This window comes from Buttiauxella izardii, assembly GCF_003601925.1.
Lineage (GTDB): Bacteria > Pseudomonadota > Gammaproteobacteria > Enterobacterales > Enterobacteriaceae > Buttiauxella > Buttiauxella izardii.
Genome location: NZ_QZWH01000004.1, coordinates 76,821 through 93,296, shown reverse-complemented (window position 1 = coordinate 93,296; position 16,476 = coordinate 76,821). Strand labels below are relative to the sequence as shown.

The 16,476-nt window shown below is 51.7% G+C and carries 15 protein-coding genes and 2 tRNA genes; 9 read left to right on the top strand and 8 right to left on the bottom strand.

Annotated features, from left to right (window positions below; translation table 11 throughout):
* Nucleotides 1-8: 8 nt before the first annotated feature.
* Nucleotides 9-1,340, bottom strand: coding sequence for an amino-acid N-acetyltransferase (gene argA, locus D6029_RS02345; RefSeq protein ID WP_120063217.1), 1,332 nt, complete (start codon nt 1,338-1,340; stop codon nt 9-11).
* A gap of 234 nt (nt 1,341-1,574) precedes the next feature.
* Between argA and amiC the strand changes: the two genes are divergently transcribed.
* Complete coding sequence (gene amiC / locus D6029_RS02340; RefSeq protein WP_120063216.1) at nt 1,575-2,831, top strand: N-acetylmuramoyl-L-alanine amidase AmiC; 1,257 nt, start codon at nt 1,575-1,577, stop codon at nt 2,829-2,831.
* Nucleotides 2,832-3,002: 171 nt separating this feature from the next.
* Here amiC and D6029_RS02335 read toward each other — a convergent pair.
* Nucleotides 3,003-3,079 (bottom strand) — tRNA-Met (locus D6029_RS02335).
* Nucleotides 3,080-3,140: 61 nt separating this feature from the next.
* Nucleotides 3,141-3,217, bottom strand: a tRNA-Met gene (locus D6029_RS02330).
* A 207-nt stretch (nt 3,218-3,424) separates the two neighbouring features.
* On the opposite strand from D6029_RS02330, the gene mltA reads away from it, so the two are divergent.
* Together mltA and tcdA are read left to right on the top strand one after the other, a co-directional pair.
* On the top strand, nt 3,425-4,525 hold the full coding sequence (mltA, locus tag D6029_RS02325) for a murein transglycosylase A (RefSeq protein ID WP_120063215.1): 1,101 nt from the start codon (nt 3,425-3,427) through the stop codon (nt 4,523-4,525).
* A 19-nt stretch (nt 4,526-4,544) separates the two neighbouring features.
* Nucleotides 4,545-5,357 carry a tRNA cyclic N6-threonylcarbamoyladenosine(37) synthase TcdA gene (gene tcdA, locus D6029_RS02320; protein ID WP_120063214.1) on the top strand — a complete coding sequence of 271 codons (813 nt, stop codon included), beginning with the start codon at nt 4,545-4,547 and terminating at the stop codon, nt 5,355-5,357.
* On the opposite strand, the gene csdE is transcribed toward tcdA, so the two are convergent.
* Together csdE and csdA are read right to left on the bottom strand one after the other, a co-directional pair.
* Nucleotides 5,345-5,788 carry a cysteine desulfurase sulfur acceptor subunit CsdE gene (csdE, locus tag D6029_RS02315; protein WP_120063213.1) on the bottom strand — a complete coding sequence of 148 codons (444 nt, stop codon included), beginning with the start codon at nt 5,786-5,788 and terminating at the stop codon, nt 5,345-5,347. The genes tcdA and csdE overlap by 13 nt on opposite strands.
* Nucleotides 5,789-6,994, bottom strand: a complete 1,206-nt coding sequence (csdA, locus tag D6029_RS02310) for a cysteine desulfurase CsdA (RefSeq protein WP_120063212.1) — start codon at nt 6,992-6,994, stop codon at nt 5,789-5,791. It abuts the gene before it with no gap.
* Nucleotides 6,995-7,187: 193 nt separating this feature from the next.
* On the opposite strand from csdA, the gene D6029_RS02305 reads away from it, so the two are divergent.
* The 4 genes from D6029_RS02305 to rlmM all read left to right on the top strand — a co-directional run bounded on the left by D6029_RS02305 (nt 7,188) and on the right by rlmM (nt 10,213).
* Nucleotides 7,188-7,415: a YgdI/YgdR family lipoprotein gene (locus tag D6029_RS02305; protein ID WP_120063211.1), complete on the top strand. Its 228-nt coding sequence runs from the start codon at nt 7,188-7,190 to the stop codon at nt 7,413-7,415.
* Nucleotides 7,416-7,758: 343 nt separating this feature from the next.
* Nucleotides 7,759-8,676, top strand: a complete 918-nt coding sequence (gene gcvA / locus D6029_RS02300) for a glycine cleavage system transcriptional regulator GcvA (protein WP_120063210.1) — start codon at nt 7,759-7,761, stop codon at nt 8,674-8,676.
* A 48-nt stretch (nt 8,677-8,724) separates the two neighbouring features.
* Nucleotides 8,725-9,120, top strand: coding sequence for a DUF423 domain-containing protein (locus D6029_RS02295; RefSeq protein ID WP_120063209.1), 396 nt, complete (start codon nt 8,725-8,727; stop codon nt 9,118-9,120).
* Nucleotides 9,113-10,213 carry a 23S rRNA (cytidine(2498)-2'-O)-methyltransferase RlmM gene (gene rlmM / locus D6029_RS02290; RefSeq protein WP_120063208.1) on the top strand — a complete coding sequence of 367 codons (1,101 nt, stop codon included), beginning with the start codon at nt 9,113-9,115 and terminating at the stop codon, nt 10,211-10,213. Before D6029_RS02295 ends, rlmM begins: the two co-directional genes overlap by 8 nt.
* Nucleotides 10,214-10,483: 270 nt before the next feature.
* Here the strand turns inward: rlmM and xni are convergent, their stop codons facing one another.
* Complete coding sequence (gene xni, locus D6029_RS02285) at nt 10,484-11,254, bottom strand: flap endonuclease Xni (RefSeq protein ID WP_120063207.1); 771 nt, start codon at nt 11,252-11,254, stop codon at nt 10,484-10,486.
* Nucleotides 11,255-11,429: 175 nt separating this feature from the next.
* On the opposite strand from xni, the gene D6029_RS02280 reads away from it, so the two are divergent.
* Entirely contained in the window at nt 11,430-12,614 is a 1,185-nt protein-coding gene (locus tag D6029_RS02280; protein ID WP_120063206.1) for an aminotransferase-like domain-containing protein, read from the top strand.
* Between the two features lie 65 nt (nt 12,615-12,679).
* On the opposite strand, the gene kdgT is transcribed toward D6029_RS02280, so the two are convergent.
* Complete coding sequence (gene kdgT, locus D6029_RS02275) at nt 12,680-13,675, bottom strand: 2-keto-3-deoxygluconate transporter (protein ID WP_120063205.1); 996 nt, start codon at nt 13,673-13,675, stop codon at nt 12,680-12,682.
* A gap of 411 nt (nt 13,676-14,086) precedes the next feature.
* Between kdgT and kduI the strand changes: the two genes are divergently transcribed.
* Nucleotides 14,087-14,923 (top strand): 5-dehydro-4-deoxy-D-glucuronate isomerase, encoded by an 837-nt coding sequence (kduI, locus tag D6029_RS02270; protein WP_120063204.1) that lies wholly within the window; start codon nt 14,087-14,089, stop codon nt 14,921-14,923.
* Between the two features lie 154 nt (nt 14,924-15,077).
* Here the strand turns inward: kduI and D6029_RS02265 are convergent, their stop codons facing one another.
* Nucleotides 15,078-16,442: an L-serine ammonia-lyase gene (locus D6029_RS02265; RefSeq protein WP_120063203.1), complete on the bottom strand. Its 1,365-nt coding sequence runs from the start codon at nt 16,440-16,442 to the stop codon at nt 15,078-15,080.
* Nucleotides 16,443-16,476: the final 34 nt, after the last annotated feature.

The following is a 16,476-nucleotide window of genomic DNA, read 5'->3' as shown; positions in this document are numbered from 1 at the left end:
GCTTTTGATTACGCTAAATCTGCCATCAGCACTTTTGAACGGCGCTGATAGTTGTACATCTCTTTTTTGCTTTCCGGCAGCAGCTCAACATCCACCGGCATAAAGCCGCGTTCCTGGAACCAGTGAATGCTGCGGGTGGTGAGCACGAACAATTTGCTCAAGCCCATTTGCCGCGCTTGCGTGGCAATGCGTTGCAGCAGAACTTCACCGCGCGATGAACTGCGATAATCCGGGTGAACCGCGACGCAGGCCATTTCGCCAATCCCTTCTTCCTGGAACGGATAGAGCGCCGCACAAGCGATGGTCAGGTTATCGCGCTGAATAATGGTGAACTTGTCGATTTCCATTTCCAGTTGTTCACGCGAACGACGCACTAAAATGCCTTGTTGTTCGAGCGGGCGAATCAGCTCGAGAATGCCTCCAATATCGTTGATTGTGGCGCGGCGAATCTGCTCCGCACTCTCCATCACGATTTGTGTGCCGATACCGTCGCGCGAGAACAATTCCTGCAACAGCGCACCATCTTCTTGATAGCTAATTAAATGGCTACGACGCACACCGCTGCGGCAGGCTTTCACCGCGCCGCGTAAGAAACGCACGGTGCCAGAATGGTAATCACCGACTTCTTCCAGTTCCTCAATGCGTTTTTGTGCATCGTTCGGGAACAGCTCAGAAACGATATTGCCGTTGTCATCGATGACGCCCTGAGAAGAGCAGAAACCGATCATTTTCTCGGCTTTAAGTTTGACCGCCAACTGTGTGGCAATTTCCTCAGAAGTGAGATTGAAGCTTTCGCCTGTCACAGAAACCGCCACCGGCCCCATTAACACAATGGCACCGTTATCTAACTGGCGATGAATCGCTTCTTCGTCGATACGACGCACGCGCCCGCTGTGGCAATAATCCACGCCATCATCCACGCCAAGTGGTTGAGCAATAATAAAATTACCGCTGACAACGTTAATGTGCGCGCCCTGCAACGGCGTGTTGCCGAGGCTCATGGACAAACGCGCGGTGATATCCAACTGCAATAAACCGGCGGCTTGTTTTACCAGCTCCAGGGTTTTGGCATCGGTGACGCGCGTGTGTTTATGGTAGATAGGTTCGTGATTATGCGACGCCAGATTGGCATCAATTTGTGGGCGTGCACCGTAGACCACCACCAGACGGATGCCCAGACTGTGCAGCAGCCCAATATCGTTAACGATGCTGGAAAAGTTCTCGTGTTCGATGGCTTCGCCGCCCAGCATAATGACAAAGGTTTTTCCCCGATGGGCATTTATATAGGGGACAGAATGGCGGAATCCCTGTACCAGTTCGGTTCTACGTTCCTTCACCACGGCAAGCCCTCATTGCATGATTATTCGTAATTTCTGTATTTTTATTCTTTTATTGCCTCTGGCGCAAGCAGCAATTGCCACAAAGCGGAAATTTCTGTCTCCACGTTGCCAGGTGCTTGATTGCGAATGTTTACCCTTTAAAGGGTGACAGCCCGAGTGTGTTTCGCTAAAGTTTTCGGCTCAAAAAATAAAATTGGTTATTCGGTTCACGGAAACACACCGCTCAGGAGAGCTATGTCAGATTCCCGTTCATTAATTAGTCGTCGCCGCTTATTGCAGGGCGCAGGCGCTATGTGGCTACTGAGTGTCAGCCAGGTTGGCTTTGCAGCTTCAAGCCTGGTGGTTGCGGTGCGCGTATGGCCCGCATCGTCATACACTCGTGTCACGCTGGAATCGAACAAACAGCTTAAGTACAAGCAGTTTGCCTTGAGCAACCCCGATCGAGTGGTTGTCGACATAGAAGGTGTGAATTTAAATTCAGTTTTGAAGGGGATTGGTGGCCAGATTCGCGGCGACGATCCTTTCATTAAATCGGCGCGTGTGGGGCAGTTTGATCCGCAAACCGTGCGCATGGTTTTTGAGCTGAAACAGAACGTGACGCCACATCTTTTTGCGCTGGCACCGGTCGCGGAATTTAAAGAACGCCTGGTAATGGATCTTTATCCGGCCAATATGAACAGCGAGCAAGATCCGTTGTTGGCGCTGTTGGAAGATTACAACAATGGCAAGCTGGATAAAGACGCACCGCCTTCTCCGGAACAAGGGCCGCAACCGGGTAAAGCCGGGCGCGACAGACCGATTGTTATCATGCTCGATCCCGGCCACGGCGGGGAAGATCCGGGGGCCATTGGGCCAAACAAAACGCGCGAAAAAGACATCGTGCTCAAAATTGCTCGCCGCCTGAAAGCGCTGATTGATAAAGAAGCGAATATGAAAGCCTATATGACGCGCAACGAGGATGTGTTTATCCCGTTGAAGGTCAGGGTGGCAAAAGCGCAGAAGCAGCGTGCGGATCTTTTTGTTTCGATTCATGCGGATGCGTTTACTTCTGGCGCTGCTCGCGGTTCGTCGGTGTTTGCGCTTTCAACCAAAGGTGCCACCAGTACCGCAGCAAAATTCCTCGCCCAAACCCAGAACGCCGCCGACTTAATCGGTGGTGTGAGTAAGAGTGGCGACCGGTATCTCGACCATACGATGTTCGACATGGTTCAGTCGCTGACCATCAACGACAGCCTTAAATTCGGCAAAGAAGTGCTGACCCGTCTGGGTAAAGTGAACAAACTGCATAAGAATAGCGTTGATCAGGCTGGGTTTGCGGTACTGAAAGCCCCGGATATTCCATCCATTCTGGTGGAAACTGCGTTTCTCAGTAACGTTGAGGAAGAGCGTAAGCTGCGCACGGCGACATTCCAGCAGGAAGTGGCAGAATCTATTCTGGCGGGCATTAAGGCGTATTTTGCGGATAGTTCGCGGCTGGCACGATTAGGGTGATTATGAAAATTATTTTGCCGAGTAATTGAAGCTGCAACAAGGCGGCAAATGAATGAATCCCGATGAGCTTACTGTAGTAAGTGATTCGGGTGAGTGAGTGCAGCCAACGAAGTGGCGGCTTTAATTAGGAAGCGCAAAAACAAAAAAACACCCGTTAAGGTGTTTAAATGTTGGTTGCGGGGGCCAGATTTGAACTGACGACCTTCGGGTTATGAGCCCGACGAGCTACCAGGCTGCTCCACCCCGCGTCCGTAAACTTCTTTATTACCCAAATGATTTTCATCATTGCGCGAAACTCAGCGACTTAGTTGGTTGCGGGGGCCAGATTTGAACTGACGACCTTCGGGTTATGAGCCCGACGAGCTACCAGGCTGCTCCACCCCGCGTCCGTGGAAGCGCACTATACTCTGCTCGGCTTTTGATGCAACCCTTTTTTTAAAAAATACCCGATTTGTCACATCTATCTGATAATAATTTAATTTAAGGTCAAATAACGAACACATCCCGGCTATGTAAGGTGCAACACGTTTAAATCTTGCAGCGTGTTTGCTATCTTCGCGTGGGATAAAGCGGCATAACCGGGCGAGGAAGTAATGATAGGACGTTGGACGAAGTACATTGTAACTGGAGTAGTGGTTGCCATTCTGGCGGGCTGTTCCTCAAAACCGACAGATAAAGGACAGCAATATAAGGATGGGAAATTTACCCAGCCTTTTTCCCTCGTCAACCGGCCGGATGCAGTAGGTGCTCCGATTAACGGTGGTGACTTTGCTGAGCAAGTTAACCAGATTCGTTCAGCCTCTCCTCGCCTCTTTAATAGTAAGAGTGACGTCTATGGTGCCGTCCAACAGTGGCTACGTGCCGGTGGCGACACCAGCAAGCTGAGCCAGTACGGCCTTGATGCCTGGCAGATGGAAGGTGCCGACAACTACGGCAACGTGCAATTCACCGGCTACTACACGCCTGTGGTGCAGGCGCGTTACACCCGCCAGGGCGAGTTCCAGTACCCAATCTACCGAATGCCGCCAAAACGCGGTCGTTTGCCTTCACGCGCAGAGATTTATAGCGGTGCGTTGAGCGACAGCTACATCATCGCTTACAGCAACTCCTTAATGGATAACTTCATTATGGATGTGCAGGGCAGCGGCTATATCGATTTCGGCGACGGTCAGCCATTAACCTTCTTCGGTTATTCGGGCAAAAACGGCCACGCTTACCGCAGTATCGGCAAAGTGCTTATCGATCGCGGGGAAGTGAAGAAAGAAGATATGTCGATGCAGGCGATTCGCCATTGGGGCGAGACGCACAGCCAGGCGCAGGTTCAGGAACTGCTCGAGCAGAACCCTTCTTTCGTCTTCTTTAAACCAGCCAGTTTCGCGCCGGTGAAAGGGGCGAGCGCTGTACCGTTGATTGGCCGTGCGTCAGTCGCGTCCGACCGCTCCATTATTCCGGCGGGCACCACGATTCTGGCGGAAGTGCCGTTGCTCGATAATAACGGCAAATTTAACGGGCAATACGAGTTGCGCGTGATGGTTGCGCTGGATGTGGGCGGCGCAATTAAAGGCCAGCACTTCGATATTTACCAGGGAATTGGCGCAGATGCCGGTCATCGCGCAGGTTGGTACAATCACTATGGTCGCGTTTGGGTACTGAAAAACGCACCTGGCACCACCAATACAGTTTTCAATGGTTGATATTTCCGAGGATAACGTAATGTCTGTTGTTTTGACCGATGCCTGGCTACAACGCTTTGGCGGCACAGCCCGTTTGTATGGCCGCGATGCGCTGCAACTGTTTGCTGATGCGCATGTTTGCGTGATTGGCATAGGTGGCGTGGGCTCGTGGGCCGCTGAAGCGCTGGCGCGTACTGGTATCGGCGCGATTACGCTTATCGACATGGACGATGTGTGCGTCACCAACACTAACCGCCAGATTCATGCGTTGCGCGATACGGTCGGGCAGGCCAAAACCGAAGTGATGGCAGAGCGTATTCGGGAAATTAACCCGGAATGCCGCGTCACGGTGGTGGATGACTTTATAACCGCTGAAAACACCGCGCAGTTGCTGAGCCAGGGTTTTAGCTATGTGATCGACGCTATCGACAGCGTGCGCCCGAAAGCCGCGCTGATTGCTTATTGCCGTCGCAACAAGATCCCGTTGGTGACAACAGGCGGCGCGGGCGGGCAAATCGATCCGACGCAAATTCAGGTTAGCGATCTGGCGAAAACTATTCAGGATCCGCTGGCGGCAAAATTGCGCGAAAGATTAAAAAGCGATTTTGGCGTGGTGAAAAACAGTAAAGGCAAGCTGGGGATCGATTGCGTGTTTTCCACCGAAGCGCTGGTTTATCCGCAGGCTGATGGTTCAGTGTGTGCGATGAAAAGCACGGCTGATGGCCCGAAACGCATGGATTGCGCGTCTGGTTTTGGCGCGGCAACCATGGTCACCGCCAGCTTTGGCTTCGTGGCGGTGTCCCATGTTTTAAAGAAAATGATGGCGAAAGCGGCGCGGACTCAGGCTGCCTGAGCCGCAACGCGCACGGCTTGCGCTAATGCCGCAAGCCCGCTGCTGCGTGATGCACTTAATTGATTGCGCAGCCCTAAATCATCAAACAGGGCGAGTGAGTCTTCATTGAGCAACTGTTCAGCCGTTTTCCCTTCAATGGCGGTGAGTAACACCGCCAGCAAACCCCGAACGATTCGACCTTCGCTGTCACCATAGAAATGTAACGTGCCATTCGCCTGAAGGCTGTGACCCAACCAGACGCGGTTTTCGCAGCCTGCAATTTCGATATCTTCGCGCTTTAAATCTGCGGGCAGTGCCGGAAGTTGCTTGCCTAACAGAATCAGCTGGCGATATTTATCTTCCCACTGCTGCAACGGCGCAAAGGTAGCTCGCAAGCTATCGGCGGTGATCGACGTGCCAAAAGGGTGACCGGCCAGAAATCCACTTGTCATTTAATCCCCCAGAATTTCCAGCGCACTGTCGATGGCCTTGATCAGCGCATCAACATCGCTTTGTGTATTGTACGGTGCAAACGAGGCGCGCAATGTACCGCTGACGCCAAGTGCTGCCAGCAACGGCTGCGCACAGTGTTGCCCGGCGCGCAGAGAGATCCCGGCTTCGGCCAGTAGCGTCACCATATCGTTATGGTGAATACCAGCGAAATCAAAGGCTAACAGGCTCGAATCCTGGCAACGGAAACTGCGGAAACCCGGGCGTTTGCTCAGTTCTGCTTCGGCAAGCGTGGCCAGGCCACGGCTATAAGCTTCAGCTTCCTGCAAATCAACGGTTTCCAGCCACTCAAGCGCGGCGCTCAGGCCAATCACACCCGCAACGTTTGGCGTACCGGCTTCAAAACGATACGGCACGGGCTGCGTTTTGAATCCTTCAAACGAGACGTGAGTAATCATCTTGCCGCCGCCAAGCCACGGCGACATTTCTTCGAGCAACGCTGTTTTACCGTATAACGCACCGATGCCGGTTGGGCCATAAAGTTTGTGCGCCGAGAACGCGTAAAAATCGATATCCAGCGCCTGGACATCCGGTGGGCAGTGCACCGCACCTTGTGCGCCATCGACCATCACCACCGCGCCCGCAGCATGAGCAAGATTAATTGCTTTCGCTAAATCTGGGCAGCCGCCAGTGACGTTCGACATCTGGCCTAGCGCCAGAATTTTAGTGCTGGCGTTGAGCAGTTCAGGGAGTTTGCTTAAATCAGCGAGATAATCTTTGCCCAGCGGCAGCTTGATAATCTTCGCGCCTGTTTGCTCCGCGACCATCAGCCACGGCACAAAATTCGCGTGGTGCTCGGCTTCGCTAACGATGATTTCGTCGCCCGGTTGCAGGCGCGGGCGGGCATAGCATTGCGCCACCAGGTTAATGGCTTCGGTGGTGCCACGCGTCCAGACAATATCTTTACCAGACGGCGCATTAAGCAACGCCGCTACGCTATCGCGCGCTGCTTCATAGCGTTCGGTAAGGCGCTGCGCTTCGGCAAATTGGCTGCGATGAACATTCCCGGCGCTCAGGCTATAAAACTGCTGAGTCGCTTCAATCACCGCGAGAGGTTTTAATGTGGTTGCCGCGCTGTCGAGATAGACTCCGGCATCGGCCAGAGCCGGGAACTGGCTGCGAAACTGGGCTGGATTAAATGATTTCATGATTTTCCTCGTATCCAATCCGATGATCGTCGCGCATTTGTCTGAATCACACAAGGGAACAATAACCTTCGGAATAGTCTGCATAACCTGGCAAGGTCGGGAAAGCGCGTTATGCTAATTAATGTTAGGTGAGTCTTTCACCGTGTTTATTTTGACGTATAAATCAGCATTAAACGCTATCAAGGAGAAGAATATGAATAAGGCAGCCGCAGCAGTATTAGCAGGAGTTATGGCTTTTGGTCTTTCAGCGTGTTCTAGCCCGAACTACGTGATGCACACAAATGATGGTCGTACGATCGTTGCCGATGGCAAGCCGCAAACCGATGATGAAACGGGAATGATTTCATATAAAGACGCCAACGGTAACAAGCAGCAGATCAACCGTACTGACGTAAAAGAGATGGTTGAGTTAGATCAGTAAATTTTAAGCAAAAAAAAGCACCGCAATTTGCGGTGCTACATTAATCACTATGGACAGACAGGGTAAATGTACAGGAAGTGAAAAAGGGGTAGCTTAGCTACCGGGGTCTGGAATGCCAGACCAATTGCAAACACAACAACACAACATCACAACCGTAAGCCAAAAGCCCTCCGAAACACGCATTTCAGATAACTTTTCGTTCCGGCTCAGGAAGTGACGCCACTATAGGTATTTGCTGGTGCATCCTCAACGGACAATTTATAATGGCTCAGATAAAAAAAACTAATAGGTTAACTAAGTTCACCTGTTTGTTAATAGACTTTAACATTTAAGCCAATCAACTATGTCCAAGCGTTTGCCACCTTTAAATGCCTTACGTGTATTTGACGCTGCTGCTCGTCACCTGAGTTTTACTAAAGCGGCCGAAGAATTGTTCGTGACTCAAGCTGCCGTCAGCCACCAGATTAAGTCCCTGGAGGATTTTCTCGGCCTGAAATTGTTCCGCCGCCGCAACCGCTCGCTGCTGCTGACGGAAGAAGGGCAGAGTTATTATCTGGACATCAAAGAGATATTTTCCCAACTCACCGAAGCGACGCGCAAACTGCAAGCACGAAGTGCGAAAGGTGCGTTAACGGTCAGTCTGTTGCCAAGTTTCGCCATTCACTGGCTTGTGCCTCGACTCACTAGCTTTAATACAGCTTATCCGGGAATCGACGTCCGAATTCAGGCTGTTGACCGCCAGGAAGATAAACTTTCTGATGATGTCGACGTCGCCATTTTTTATGGTCGCGGCAACTGGCCGGGTTTGCGTGTGGAAAAACTGTACGCAGAATATTTGCTGCCGGTCTGTTCACCGATGCTGTTAACCGGTGATAAACCGATTAAAACCCCTGAAGATTTAGCGCATCATACTTTATTGCATGATGCGTCTCGTCGTGACTGGCAAACCTATACCCGTCAGTTGGGCGTGAGCCACATCAATGTGCAGCAAGGCCCAATATTCAGCCACAGCGCAATGGTGCTCCAGGCCGCAATTCACGGGCAAGGCATTGCTCTGGCAAACAATGTGATGGCGCAATCGGAACTTGAAGCGGGCCGTTTAGTTTGCCCATTTAACGATGTGCTGGTGAGTAAAAATGCGTTTTATCTTGTTTGTCATGACAGCCAGGCAGAACTGGGTAAAATAGCGGCCTTCAGACAGTGGATCCTGGCGAAAACCGCGAGCGAACAAGAAAAATTCCGTTTTCGCTATGATCAATAAGCAACCTTCGCGTAGGCATTTCTCTACGCCTTTAATTAGGGTTACACCATGACCAGCCGTTTCATGCTGATTTTTACCGCAATTAGCGGTTTTATCTTTGTTGCTCTCGGTGCCTTTGGTGCCCATGTATTGAGCAAAACGCTTGGTGTTGTGGAGATGGGCTGGATTCAAACTGGCCTTGAATATCAAGCATTTCACACGTTAGCAATTTTTGGTCTGGCGGTTGCGATGCAACGCCGGATCAGTATTTGGTTTTACTGGAGCAGTGTTTTTATGGCTCTGGGTACGGTTTTATTCAGCGGCAGTCTTTATTGCCTGGCGCTGTCTCACTTACGCCTGTGGGCGTTTGTTACTCCCGTCGGTGGGTTCAGTTTTCTCGCCGGATGGATCTTGATGTTGATTGGTGCAATGCGCCTGAAACGTAGGGGCGTAAGCCATGAATAAAGTTATTTTGTACTGCCGACAAGGTTTTGAGAAAGAGTGTGCGGCAGAGATTACCGACAAAGCTGGTCAGCGCGGCGTTTTTGGTTTTGCCCGCGTGAAAGAAAACAGCGGCTATGTCATTTATGAATGTTACCAAGAAGATGATGCCGACAAACTGGCGCGTGAATTACCATTCCGCGAGCTGATCTTTGCACGTCAGATGATCGTTGCGGGCGAACTGCTAAAAGATCTTCCGACCGACGATCGTATTACGCCGATCACCGGCATGCTGATGGGCGTGGTGGAAAAGGGCGGCGATCTGCGTGTTGAAGTGGCTGATACCAACGAAAGCAAAGAGCTGATGAAGTTCTGCCGCAAGTTGACGGTGCCATTGCGTGCGAGCCTGCGAGCAGCGGGAGTTCTCACCAATTACGAAACGCCGAAACGTCCGGTGGTGCATGTGTTCTTTATCGCACCAGGTTGTTGCTACACCGGTTATTCCTATTCCAACAACAACTCGCCTTACTACATGGGCATTCAGCGCCTGAAGTTACCTTCTGAAGCGCCGAGTCGTTCCACGCTAAAACTGGAAGAAGCCTTCCATATTTTCATTCCTGCGGATGAGTGGGACGAGCGCCTGGCAAACGGCATGCACGCGGTTGATCTGGGTGCATGCCCAGGCGGTTGGACGTACCAATTAGTGCAACGCAACATGTGGGTTTGCTCCGTGGATAACGGCCCAATGGCGCAAAGCCTGATGGACACCGGCCAGGTGACCTGGTTGCAGGAAGATGGTTTTAAATACAAGCCAACCCGCAACAACATCTCATGGATGGTGTGCGATATGGTTGAGAAGCCAGCCAAAGTGGCGAGCCTGATGGCGACCTGGCTGGTGAACGGCTGGTGCCGCGAAACCATTTTCAACCTTAAGTTGCCAATGAAGAAGCGCTATGAAGAAGTCACACAGAACCTGGCGCTGATTCATGAAAAACTGGCAGAGCATGGTATCAGCGCTGAGATTCAGGCGCGTCAGTTGTACCATGACCGCGAAGAAGTGACCGTACACGTGCGCCGTATGTGGGCAGCGGTGGGCGGGCGTCGCGACGAGCGTTGATTAATCACCCTCACCCCGACCCTCTCCCTGAGGGAGAGGGGGAAAAGCAACACCGAACAGTTCCCTCTCCTGGGGAGAGAGCTAAGTTGAACACCAACACCGAACCGTTCCCTCTCCTGGGGAGAGAGCTAAGTTGAACACCAACACCGAACAGTTCCCTCTCCTGGGGAGAGGGCTAAGTTGAACACCAACACCGAACAGTTCCCTCTTCTGGGGAGAGGGCTAAGTCGAACACCAACACCGAACAGTTCCCTCTCCTGGGGGAGAGGGCTAGGGTGAGGGCGTCCCACCCGGCAATCGCAACTGCTGCAAATTCCCATCAAGCACTAAATCCGTCTGCAACTGCGCCACCCGGCGGCTGATAAACGCACTTTCCCTATGCTGTTCTAACTTCTTACGCCATTTCTCAGGCGCTTCATCCAGCCGTTCATACAGCGCTTCCAGCGTTGAAAACTGATTAATCAATTGTGTGGCACTTTTCGGCCCAATTCCCGGAACACCGGATATTTTGCTACTGCTTATTCCCGCCAGTCCCCAGAAATCCGCCAGTTGTTCTGGCTGCACACCGTATTCTTTGGCGATAAAGGGCGCATCCAGCCAGCGTTTCTGAAAATAATCACGGATCTGAATGGTAGGCGCGAGCAACTGGCAGAAACCTTTATCGGTTGAAACAATGGTAGCGCGATGCCCGCTTGCCGCGAGTTTTACCGCAAGTGTAGCCGCCAGATCGTCGGCTTCATTACCTGCTGAATGCCAACAGGCAACGCCTCTTTTTGCGAAGGCTTCCCGCAAGATGGGCATTTCCTGGTGCAAGGTATCTGGCATTGGCGCGCGCCCCGCTTTATAGTCTGGCAACACCTGATGCCGCCAGCCTTCTCGCCGGTCTTCATCATCAAAGACGGCAACAGCATGTGTGGGCTGACTATGAGTAATCAATGCATCCAGAGCGTGCACGCAAGTATCAACGCAAGGTGAGCCTTGAACTGCATGAATCCGGCGGATTAAATTCAGGGCATCAACGATAAGTAAATGAATCATCATGAGTATTTCGCTTTCGACATTCGCTGGGCACACAGTAACATTTCTGCGAGTTGACCGCGAACGCACGAATAAGATTCGGGAAAGCCGCTCGCAATATTATTGTGTTGAAAGGCATTGCTAAGTACTTAGGTTGCTATATATATTTTCATTGAATAGAAAAATCAGAGACAACAACATGAGTAATAGTTCACACCTCGCACATCGCATTCAGGCTCTACAACCGTCAGCAATCAGAGAATTATTGAAGCACAGCAAAATGCCTGGCGTGATTTCTCTTGCCGGGGGCATTCCTTCCAGCGAATTGTTTGATAAAGAAGGGCTGGGAATCGCGACGCAAAAAGTCGTCGCCGAGAATTTTAACGACGCGTTTCAGTATGGCCTGACCGAAGGCAATGTTGAACTGCGTCAGCAATTGGTTGAGCTGAGCCAGCAACGTGGAATCACCACTACGGCGGATCAATTGTTGATAACGTCCGGCTCCCAGCAGGCGCTGGACTTGCTGATGCGCGCGCTGGTCAACCCTGGCGATGTGTTTGTGGTTGAACGCCCGACTTACCTGGCAACGCTGCAAATTCTGAGCCTGAACGAAGCCAACGTGAAATCCGTGGGCAGCGACGAGCACGGCATGATCGTTGACGAACTGGCAGAGTTGCTGAAAACAACCCGCATCAAAGGTGTTTATGTTGTTCCAACATTTGGCAACCCAAGTGGCACAACGTTGAGCGCCAGCCGCCGCGAGCAACTGGTCAAACTGGCGGAAGAACATCACTTTGTGATTGTTGAAGACGATCCGTATGGTGCAATTAGCTTCACTGAAAATCGCGAGAAAACCTTGCTGCAGGTGGCCACTGAACGCGGCAGTCAGGAAAACGTGGTTTATACCTCAACGTTTTCTAAAATTCTCGCACCGGGTCTGCGTGTTGGCTGGATTGTGTTGCCGGAATGGATGAAGCAAAAAGTCGCCATCATCAAACAGGCCACTGATTTACACGCCAACTCATTTACGCAATCGCTGGTGTCGGCGTACCTCACGCTCGACCGTCTGAACCCGCAGATTGAGCTGATTCGTGAAGCGTATAAAAAGAAATGCCTGAGTTTGTCGGCGTATTTGCAGCAGGAATTAGGCGAGCACATTAGCTTTAACCAGCCGCAGGGCGGGATGTTCTTGTGGGCCTCGTTCCGTTACGAGTTTGATACCACTCGTTGGCTGCAACAAACCCTGGAAAAGGGCGTGGTGTACGTGCCGGGCGAGTTCTTCTTTAGCGATAACGCCGACAAGAAAACGCTGCGTTTCTCTTACGCAACGGCGACCGAAGAGCAGCTGTATGATGCTGTACAGCGGCTGAAAGCGGCGCTGTAAAACGAAAAATGGAGCCGAAAGGCTCCATTTTTGTATCAACACTTTTGCATCAGTGAATTGCGATATTAATGCGACAACTCCACAACGCTATCTTCGTCATTCTTTTTGGCGACCTTCCCGCCCATTCGTCTTGAATACAGCGCGGTGATAATTGGCACCAGAATCGCCGTCACAATCACGCTGGCTGCAACCAGTGCTGTGGCTGACGCTGCAACAGGTTCGAATGCCGGGTTAATTTGCGCAATGATAACCGGGTTTGCTACTGCCGCACCTGCTGCGGAAGACGCCGCAATCCCTGCGGTTCCGTTGCCGCCACCGATGTATTTATCAGCCAGAATCAACGGGATACCGGTAATAACGATAACGGCCACGCCCAGCATGATACCCAGCAGGCCTGTGTGCATAATCACGTTCAGGTTGATGGTGTTACCCAGCGCGAAGCCAAAGAACGGAATCAGAACCGGGGTTGCTTTGCTGAAGAAGGCACGGAAATCGTGGTCCAGGTTGCCCAAGGCAAAACCAATCAGGAATGGCAGCACCGCACCGATGAAGTGGTGTGGCTCAAACGAAGCCAGACCCGCAGAACCCAGAATCACCATGGTCATCAATGGGCCTGATTCCAGAGACATCAGAACGAATGCACCCGATTCTTCTTTCGTGCCGTACTGGTTCATCAGGCTCGCATACAGGCCGCCGTTGGTCATATCCATGGCAGAAACCAGCGCCAGAACAGAAAGACCCGCGAACATCCCCGTCTGAATACCGCCTTCAGGAATAAAGGAAGCGGCAATCATCGCCACAACCCAGGCGACCGCAATTTTGGTCAGTACCAGGGTGCCCGATTTACGCAGAACCGTGCCGGTTGCGCGAAGATCAATTGAAGCGCCAATACAGAAGAACCAAACCGCCAGAATTGGAACGGTTCCGCTGATCATCCCTTTGGTAAATGAACCGAAATAGGCCCCAGTGTCGGGAGCGAAGGTATTTAAAATAGCGCCTAATATCAATGGAACCAACATCATCCCGCCAGGAATGCGTTCTATCGTAGCTTTGATCTTCATGGTCAATCCTCTTTATTTCCTCATTCATGAGAGCGTGTGAATGAAAAAATCATGTGTCAGTAAGTGATTAAAAAAAATGGTTTTTCCTGGTTTTGTCTGCTTCTGGTCAGCTTGTTTTATTGCTCTTAATGGCAAGAAGCCTTGACCAGAGAAGGGGGAATCGTGAGTTTGAACTCCCGCGTTTCCTTCATGAGTTAAACTATCCACTTACTGGAATGCCAATTCAATCAAATTGAAACGATATTTCAATTTGGATCACATTATTTATATAATCAGGTGATAAAATGTCTTTGTGGTGCGGTTAAATGTAGACGGCTTGTAATCAAATCTATTTTAATTGCTAAATTATTATTAATAGTAACGGGCGTGATATTGCTCCGCCTGGTATTCTCAGCCTTGAAAGGAAAAGTAATGGATATTCGTCAAAGCATTCATAGCGATCATGCAAAAACCCTGGATACTGCCGGTTTACGTAAAGAGTTTCTGATTGAAACTATCTTTACGGCTGACGAGTACACCATGACCTACAGCCATATCGACCGCATCATTGTTGGCGGTGTTATGCCGGTGACGCGCACGGTGAGCGTCGGCGGTGAAGTGGGCAAACAACTGGGCGTGAGCTATTTCCTCGAGCGCCGCGAGCTGGGCGTGATCAACATCGGCGGGCAAGGGACAATTACCGTCGATGGCACCTGCTATGAAATCGGGACTCGCGACGGTTTGTATGTCGGAAAGGGTGCCAAAGAAGTGGTGTTCGCCAGCATCGACCCGGCAAACCCTGCGCGTTTCTACTATAACTGTGCTCCAGCGCATACCACTTACCCAACTAAACGCGTAACGCCTGCGGATGTTGCACCAGTCACCCTCGGCGACAGCGTCACCAGCAACCGTCGTACCATCAACAAATACTTCGTTCCAGATGTGTTGGAAACTTGCCAGTTGAGCATGGGCCTGACTGAACTGGAGCCGGGCAACCTGTGGAATACCATGCCTTGCCACACGCACGAACGTCGCATGGAAGTTTACTTCTACTTCGGTCTGGAGCAGGACAGCTGCGTGTTCCACATGATGGGGCAGCCGCAAGAAACGCGTCACATCGTGATGCAAAACGAGCAAGCAGTGATTTCCCCAAGCTGGTCAATTCACTCAGGCGTGGGCACTCGTGCGTATACGTTTATCTGGGGAATGGTGGGTGAGAATCAGGTGTTTGACGATATGGATCATGTGAAGGTTGGCGATTTACGTTAGTGGAAGTTTGGGTGAGGAGTTTTCTGTTTCCCCTCACCCTAACCCTCTCCCAAAGGAGAGGGGATTTTTCGGTTTTCTCCCTCACCAAAGGAGAGGGGATCGTACGGTTTTCTCCCTCTCCTGGGGGAGAGGGTCGGGGTGAGGGCAATGTTTCCTAATCGCAGGACACTTTCATCGCCAGCCCGCCGCGAGAGGTTTCGCGGTACTTCGAGTTCATGTCTTTTCCGGTTTCGTACATGGTGTCGATAACCTTATCGAGGCAAACGCGTGGCTCGCTGGTACGGCGCAATGCCATACGTGCGGCGTTCACCGCTTTCACCGCTGCAATCGCGTTACGCTCAATACACGGCACCTGAACTTGCCCGGCAACCGGGTCGCAGGTCAGGCCGAGGTTATGTTCCATGCCGATTTCCGCCGCGATACACACCTGGCTCGGGCTGCCGCCCAGTAATTCCGCCAGACCCGCCGCAGCCATTGAACAGGCCACGCCGACTTCACCCTGGCAACCCACTTCTGCGCCTGAAATCGATGCGTTCATCTTATAAAGCGAACCAATGACACCGGCGGCAAGGAAGTAGCGCGCACAGGAGTTCGTGTTCACTTCGCGAATGAATTTGTCGTAATAAGCCAGAACCGCCGGGACGATGCCGCATGCGCCGTTAGTCGGTGCGGTAACAACACGGCCACCCGCCGCATTTTCTTCGTTTACTGCCAGCGCAAACATGTTAATCCAGTCGACAACCGCCATCGGATCCGAATTGTTTTTATCGCTGCTAACCAACATTCTGCGTAATGCTGCGGCGCGACGTGGCACGCGCATTTTCCCCGGCAACACACCTTCGGTGGTGATACCGCGTTCAATGCCGTTACGCATTACTTGCCAGACATCGGCAAAGTGCGCATCGATTTCAGCTTGAGAACGCAGAGCGCGCTCGTTCAGCATCATCAGGCCGGAAAGCGAAAGCCCACTTTCTTTGCAATGGCGCTGTAAATCGGCAGCGCTTTTATACGGATACGGCACGACGATTTTCTGAGTCTCTTCCACGCCAAAATGCGCTTCATCCACGATAAAACCGCCACCGATGGAGTAATACGTCTGGCTGTAGACCGCCTTTTCACCCGCCAGCGCGGTAATCCGCATGCCGTTTTCGTGCAGGGAAAGGTTGTCTTCATGGAAATTCATGCAGCTATCGACCGGAAATTCCACTTCGTGTTGGCCGTTCGCCAACAACAGGCGGCCGTGAGTATTCACGTCCTGAATGAAATGAGGGATAGCGTCGATATCCACGGTGTCCGGCATATTGCCCGCCAGACCCATAATAATGGCGATATCGGTGTGGTGCCCTTTCCCGGTGAGAGACAGTGAACCGTATACATCAACGACGACTCGCGTGACGTCGCGCAAAATCCCTTGCGCGATTAAATCGTCTGCGAATTGCTTACCGGCTTTCATCGGGCCGACGGTATGGGAACTGGAAGGGCCAATACCGATTTTGAAAATATCGAATACGCTAATCATGTTGCGTCCGTTGCCTGAGTAACTTTAGAAGCGA

What these genes read in the sequence shown, in the direction of transcription:
- gcvA (WP_120063210.1), top strand. Translation starts at nt 7,759, where the DNA reads ATGTCCAAGCGTTTGCCACCTTTAAATGCCTTACGTGTATTTGACGCT.
- xni (WP_120063207.1), bottom strand. Translation starts at nt 11,254, where the DNA reads ATGATGATTCATTTACTTATCGTTGATGCCCTGAATTTAATCCGCCGG.
- rlmM (WP_120063208.1), top strand. Translation starts at nt 9,113, where the DNA reads ATGAATAAAGTTATTTTGTACTGCCGACAAGGTTTTGAGAAAGAGTGT.
- D6029_RS02295 (WP_120063209.1), top strand. Translation starts at nt 8,725, where the DNA reads ATGACCAGCCGTTTCATGCTGATTTTTACCGCAATTAGCGGTTTTATC.
- D6029_RS02280 (WP_120063206.1), top strand. Translation starts at nt 11,430, where the DNA reads ATGAGTAATAGTTCACACCTCGCACATCGCATTCAGGCTCTACAACCG.
- mltA (WP_120063215.1), top strand. Translation starts at nt 3,425, where the DNA reads ATGATAGGACGTTGGACGAAGTACATTGTAACTGGAGTAGTGGTTGCC.
- D6029_RS02305 (WP_120063211.1), top strand. Translation starts at nt 7,188, where the DNA reads ATGAATAAGGCAGCCGCAGCAGTATTAGCAGGAGTTATGGCTTTTGGT.
- csdA (WP_120063212.1), bottom strand. Translation starts at nt 6,994, where the DNA reads ATGAAATCATTTAATCCAGCCCAGTTTCGCAGCCAGTTCCCGGCTCTG.
- kduI (WP_120063204.1), top strand. Translation starts at nt 14,087, where the DNA reads ATGGATATTCGTCAAAGCATTCATAGCGATCATGCAAAAACCCTGGAT.
- D6029_RS02265 (WP_120063203.1), bottom strand. Translation starts at nt 16,442, where the DNA reads ATGATTAGCGTATTCGATATTTTCAAAATCGGTATTGGCCCTTCCAGT.
- csdE (WP_120063213.1), bottom strand. Translation starts at nt 5,788, where the DNA reads ATGACAAGTGGATTTCTGGCCGGTCACCCTTTTGGCACGTCGATCACC.
- kdgT (WP_120063205.1), bottom strand. Translation starts at nt 13,675, where the DNA reads ATGAAGATCAAAGCTACGATAGAACGCATTCCTGGCGGGATGATGTTG.
- tcdA (WP_120063214.1), top strand. Translation starts at nt 4,545, where the DNA reads ATGTCTGTTGTTTTGACCGATGCCTGGCTACAACGCTTTGGCGGCACA.
- amiC (WP_120063216.1), top strand. Translation starts at nt 1,575, where the DNA reads ATGTCAGATTCCCGTTCATTAATTAGTCGTCGCCGCTTATTGCAGGGC.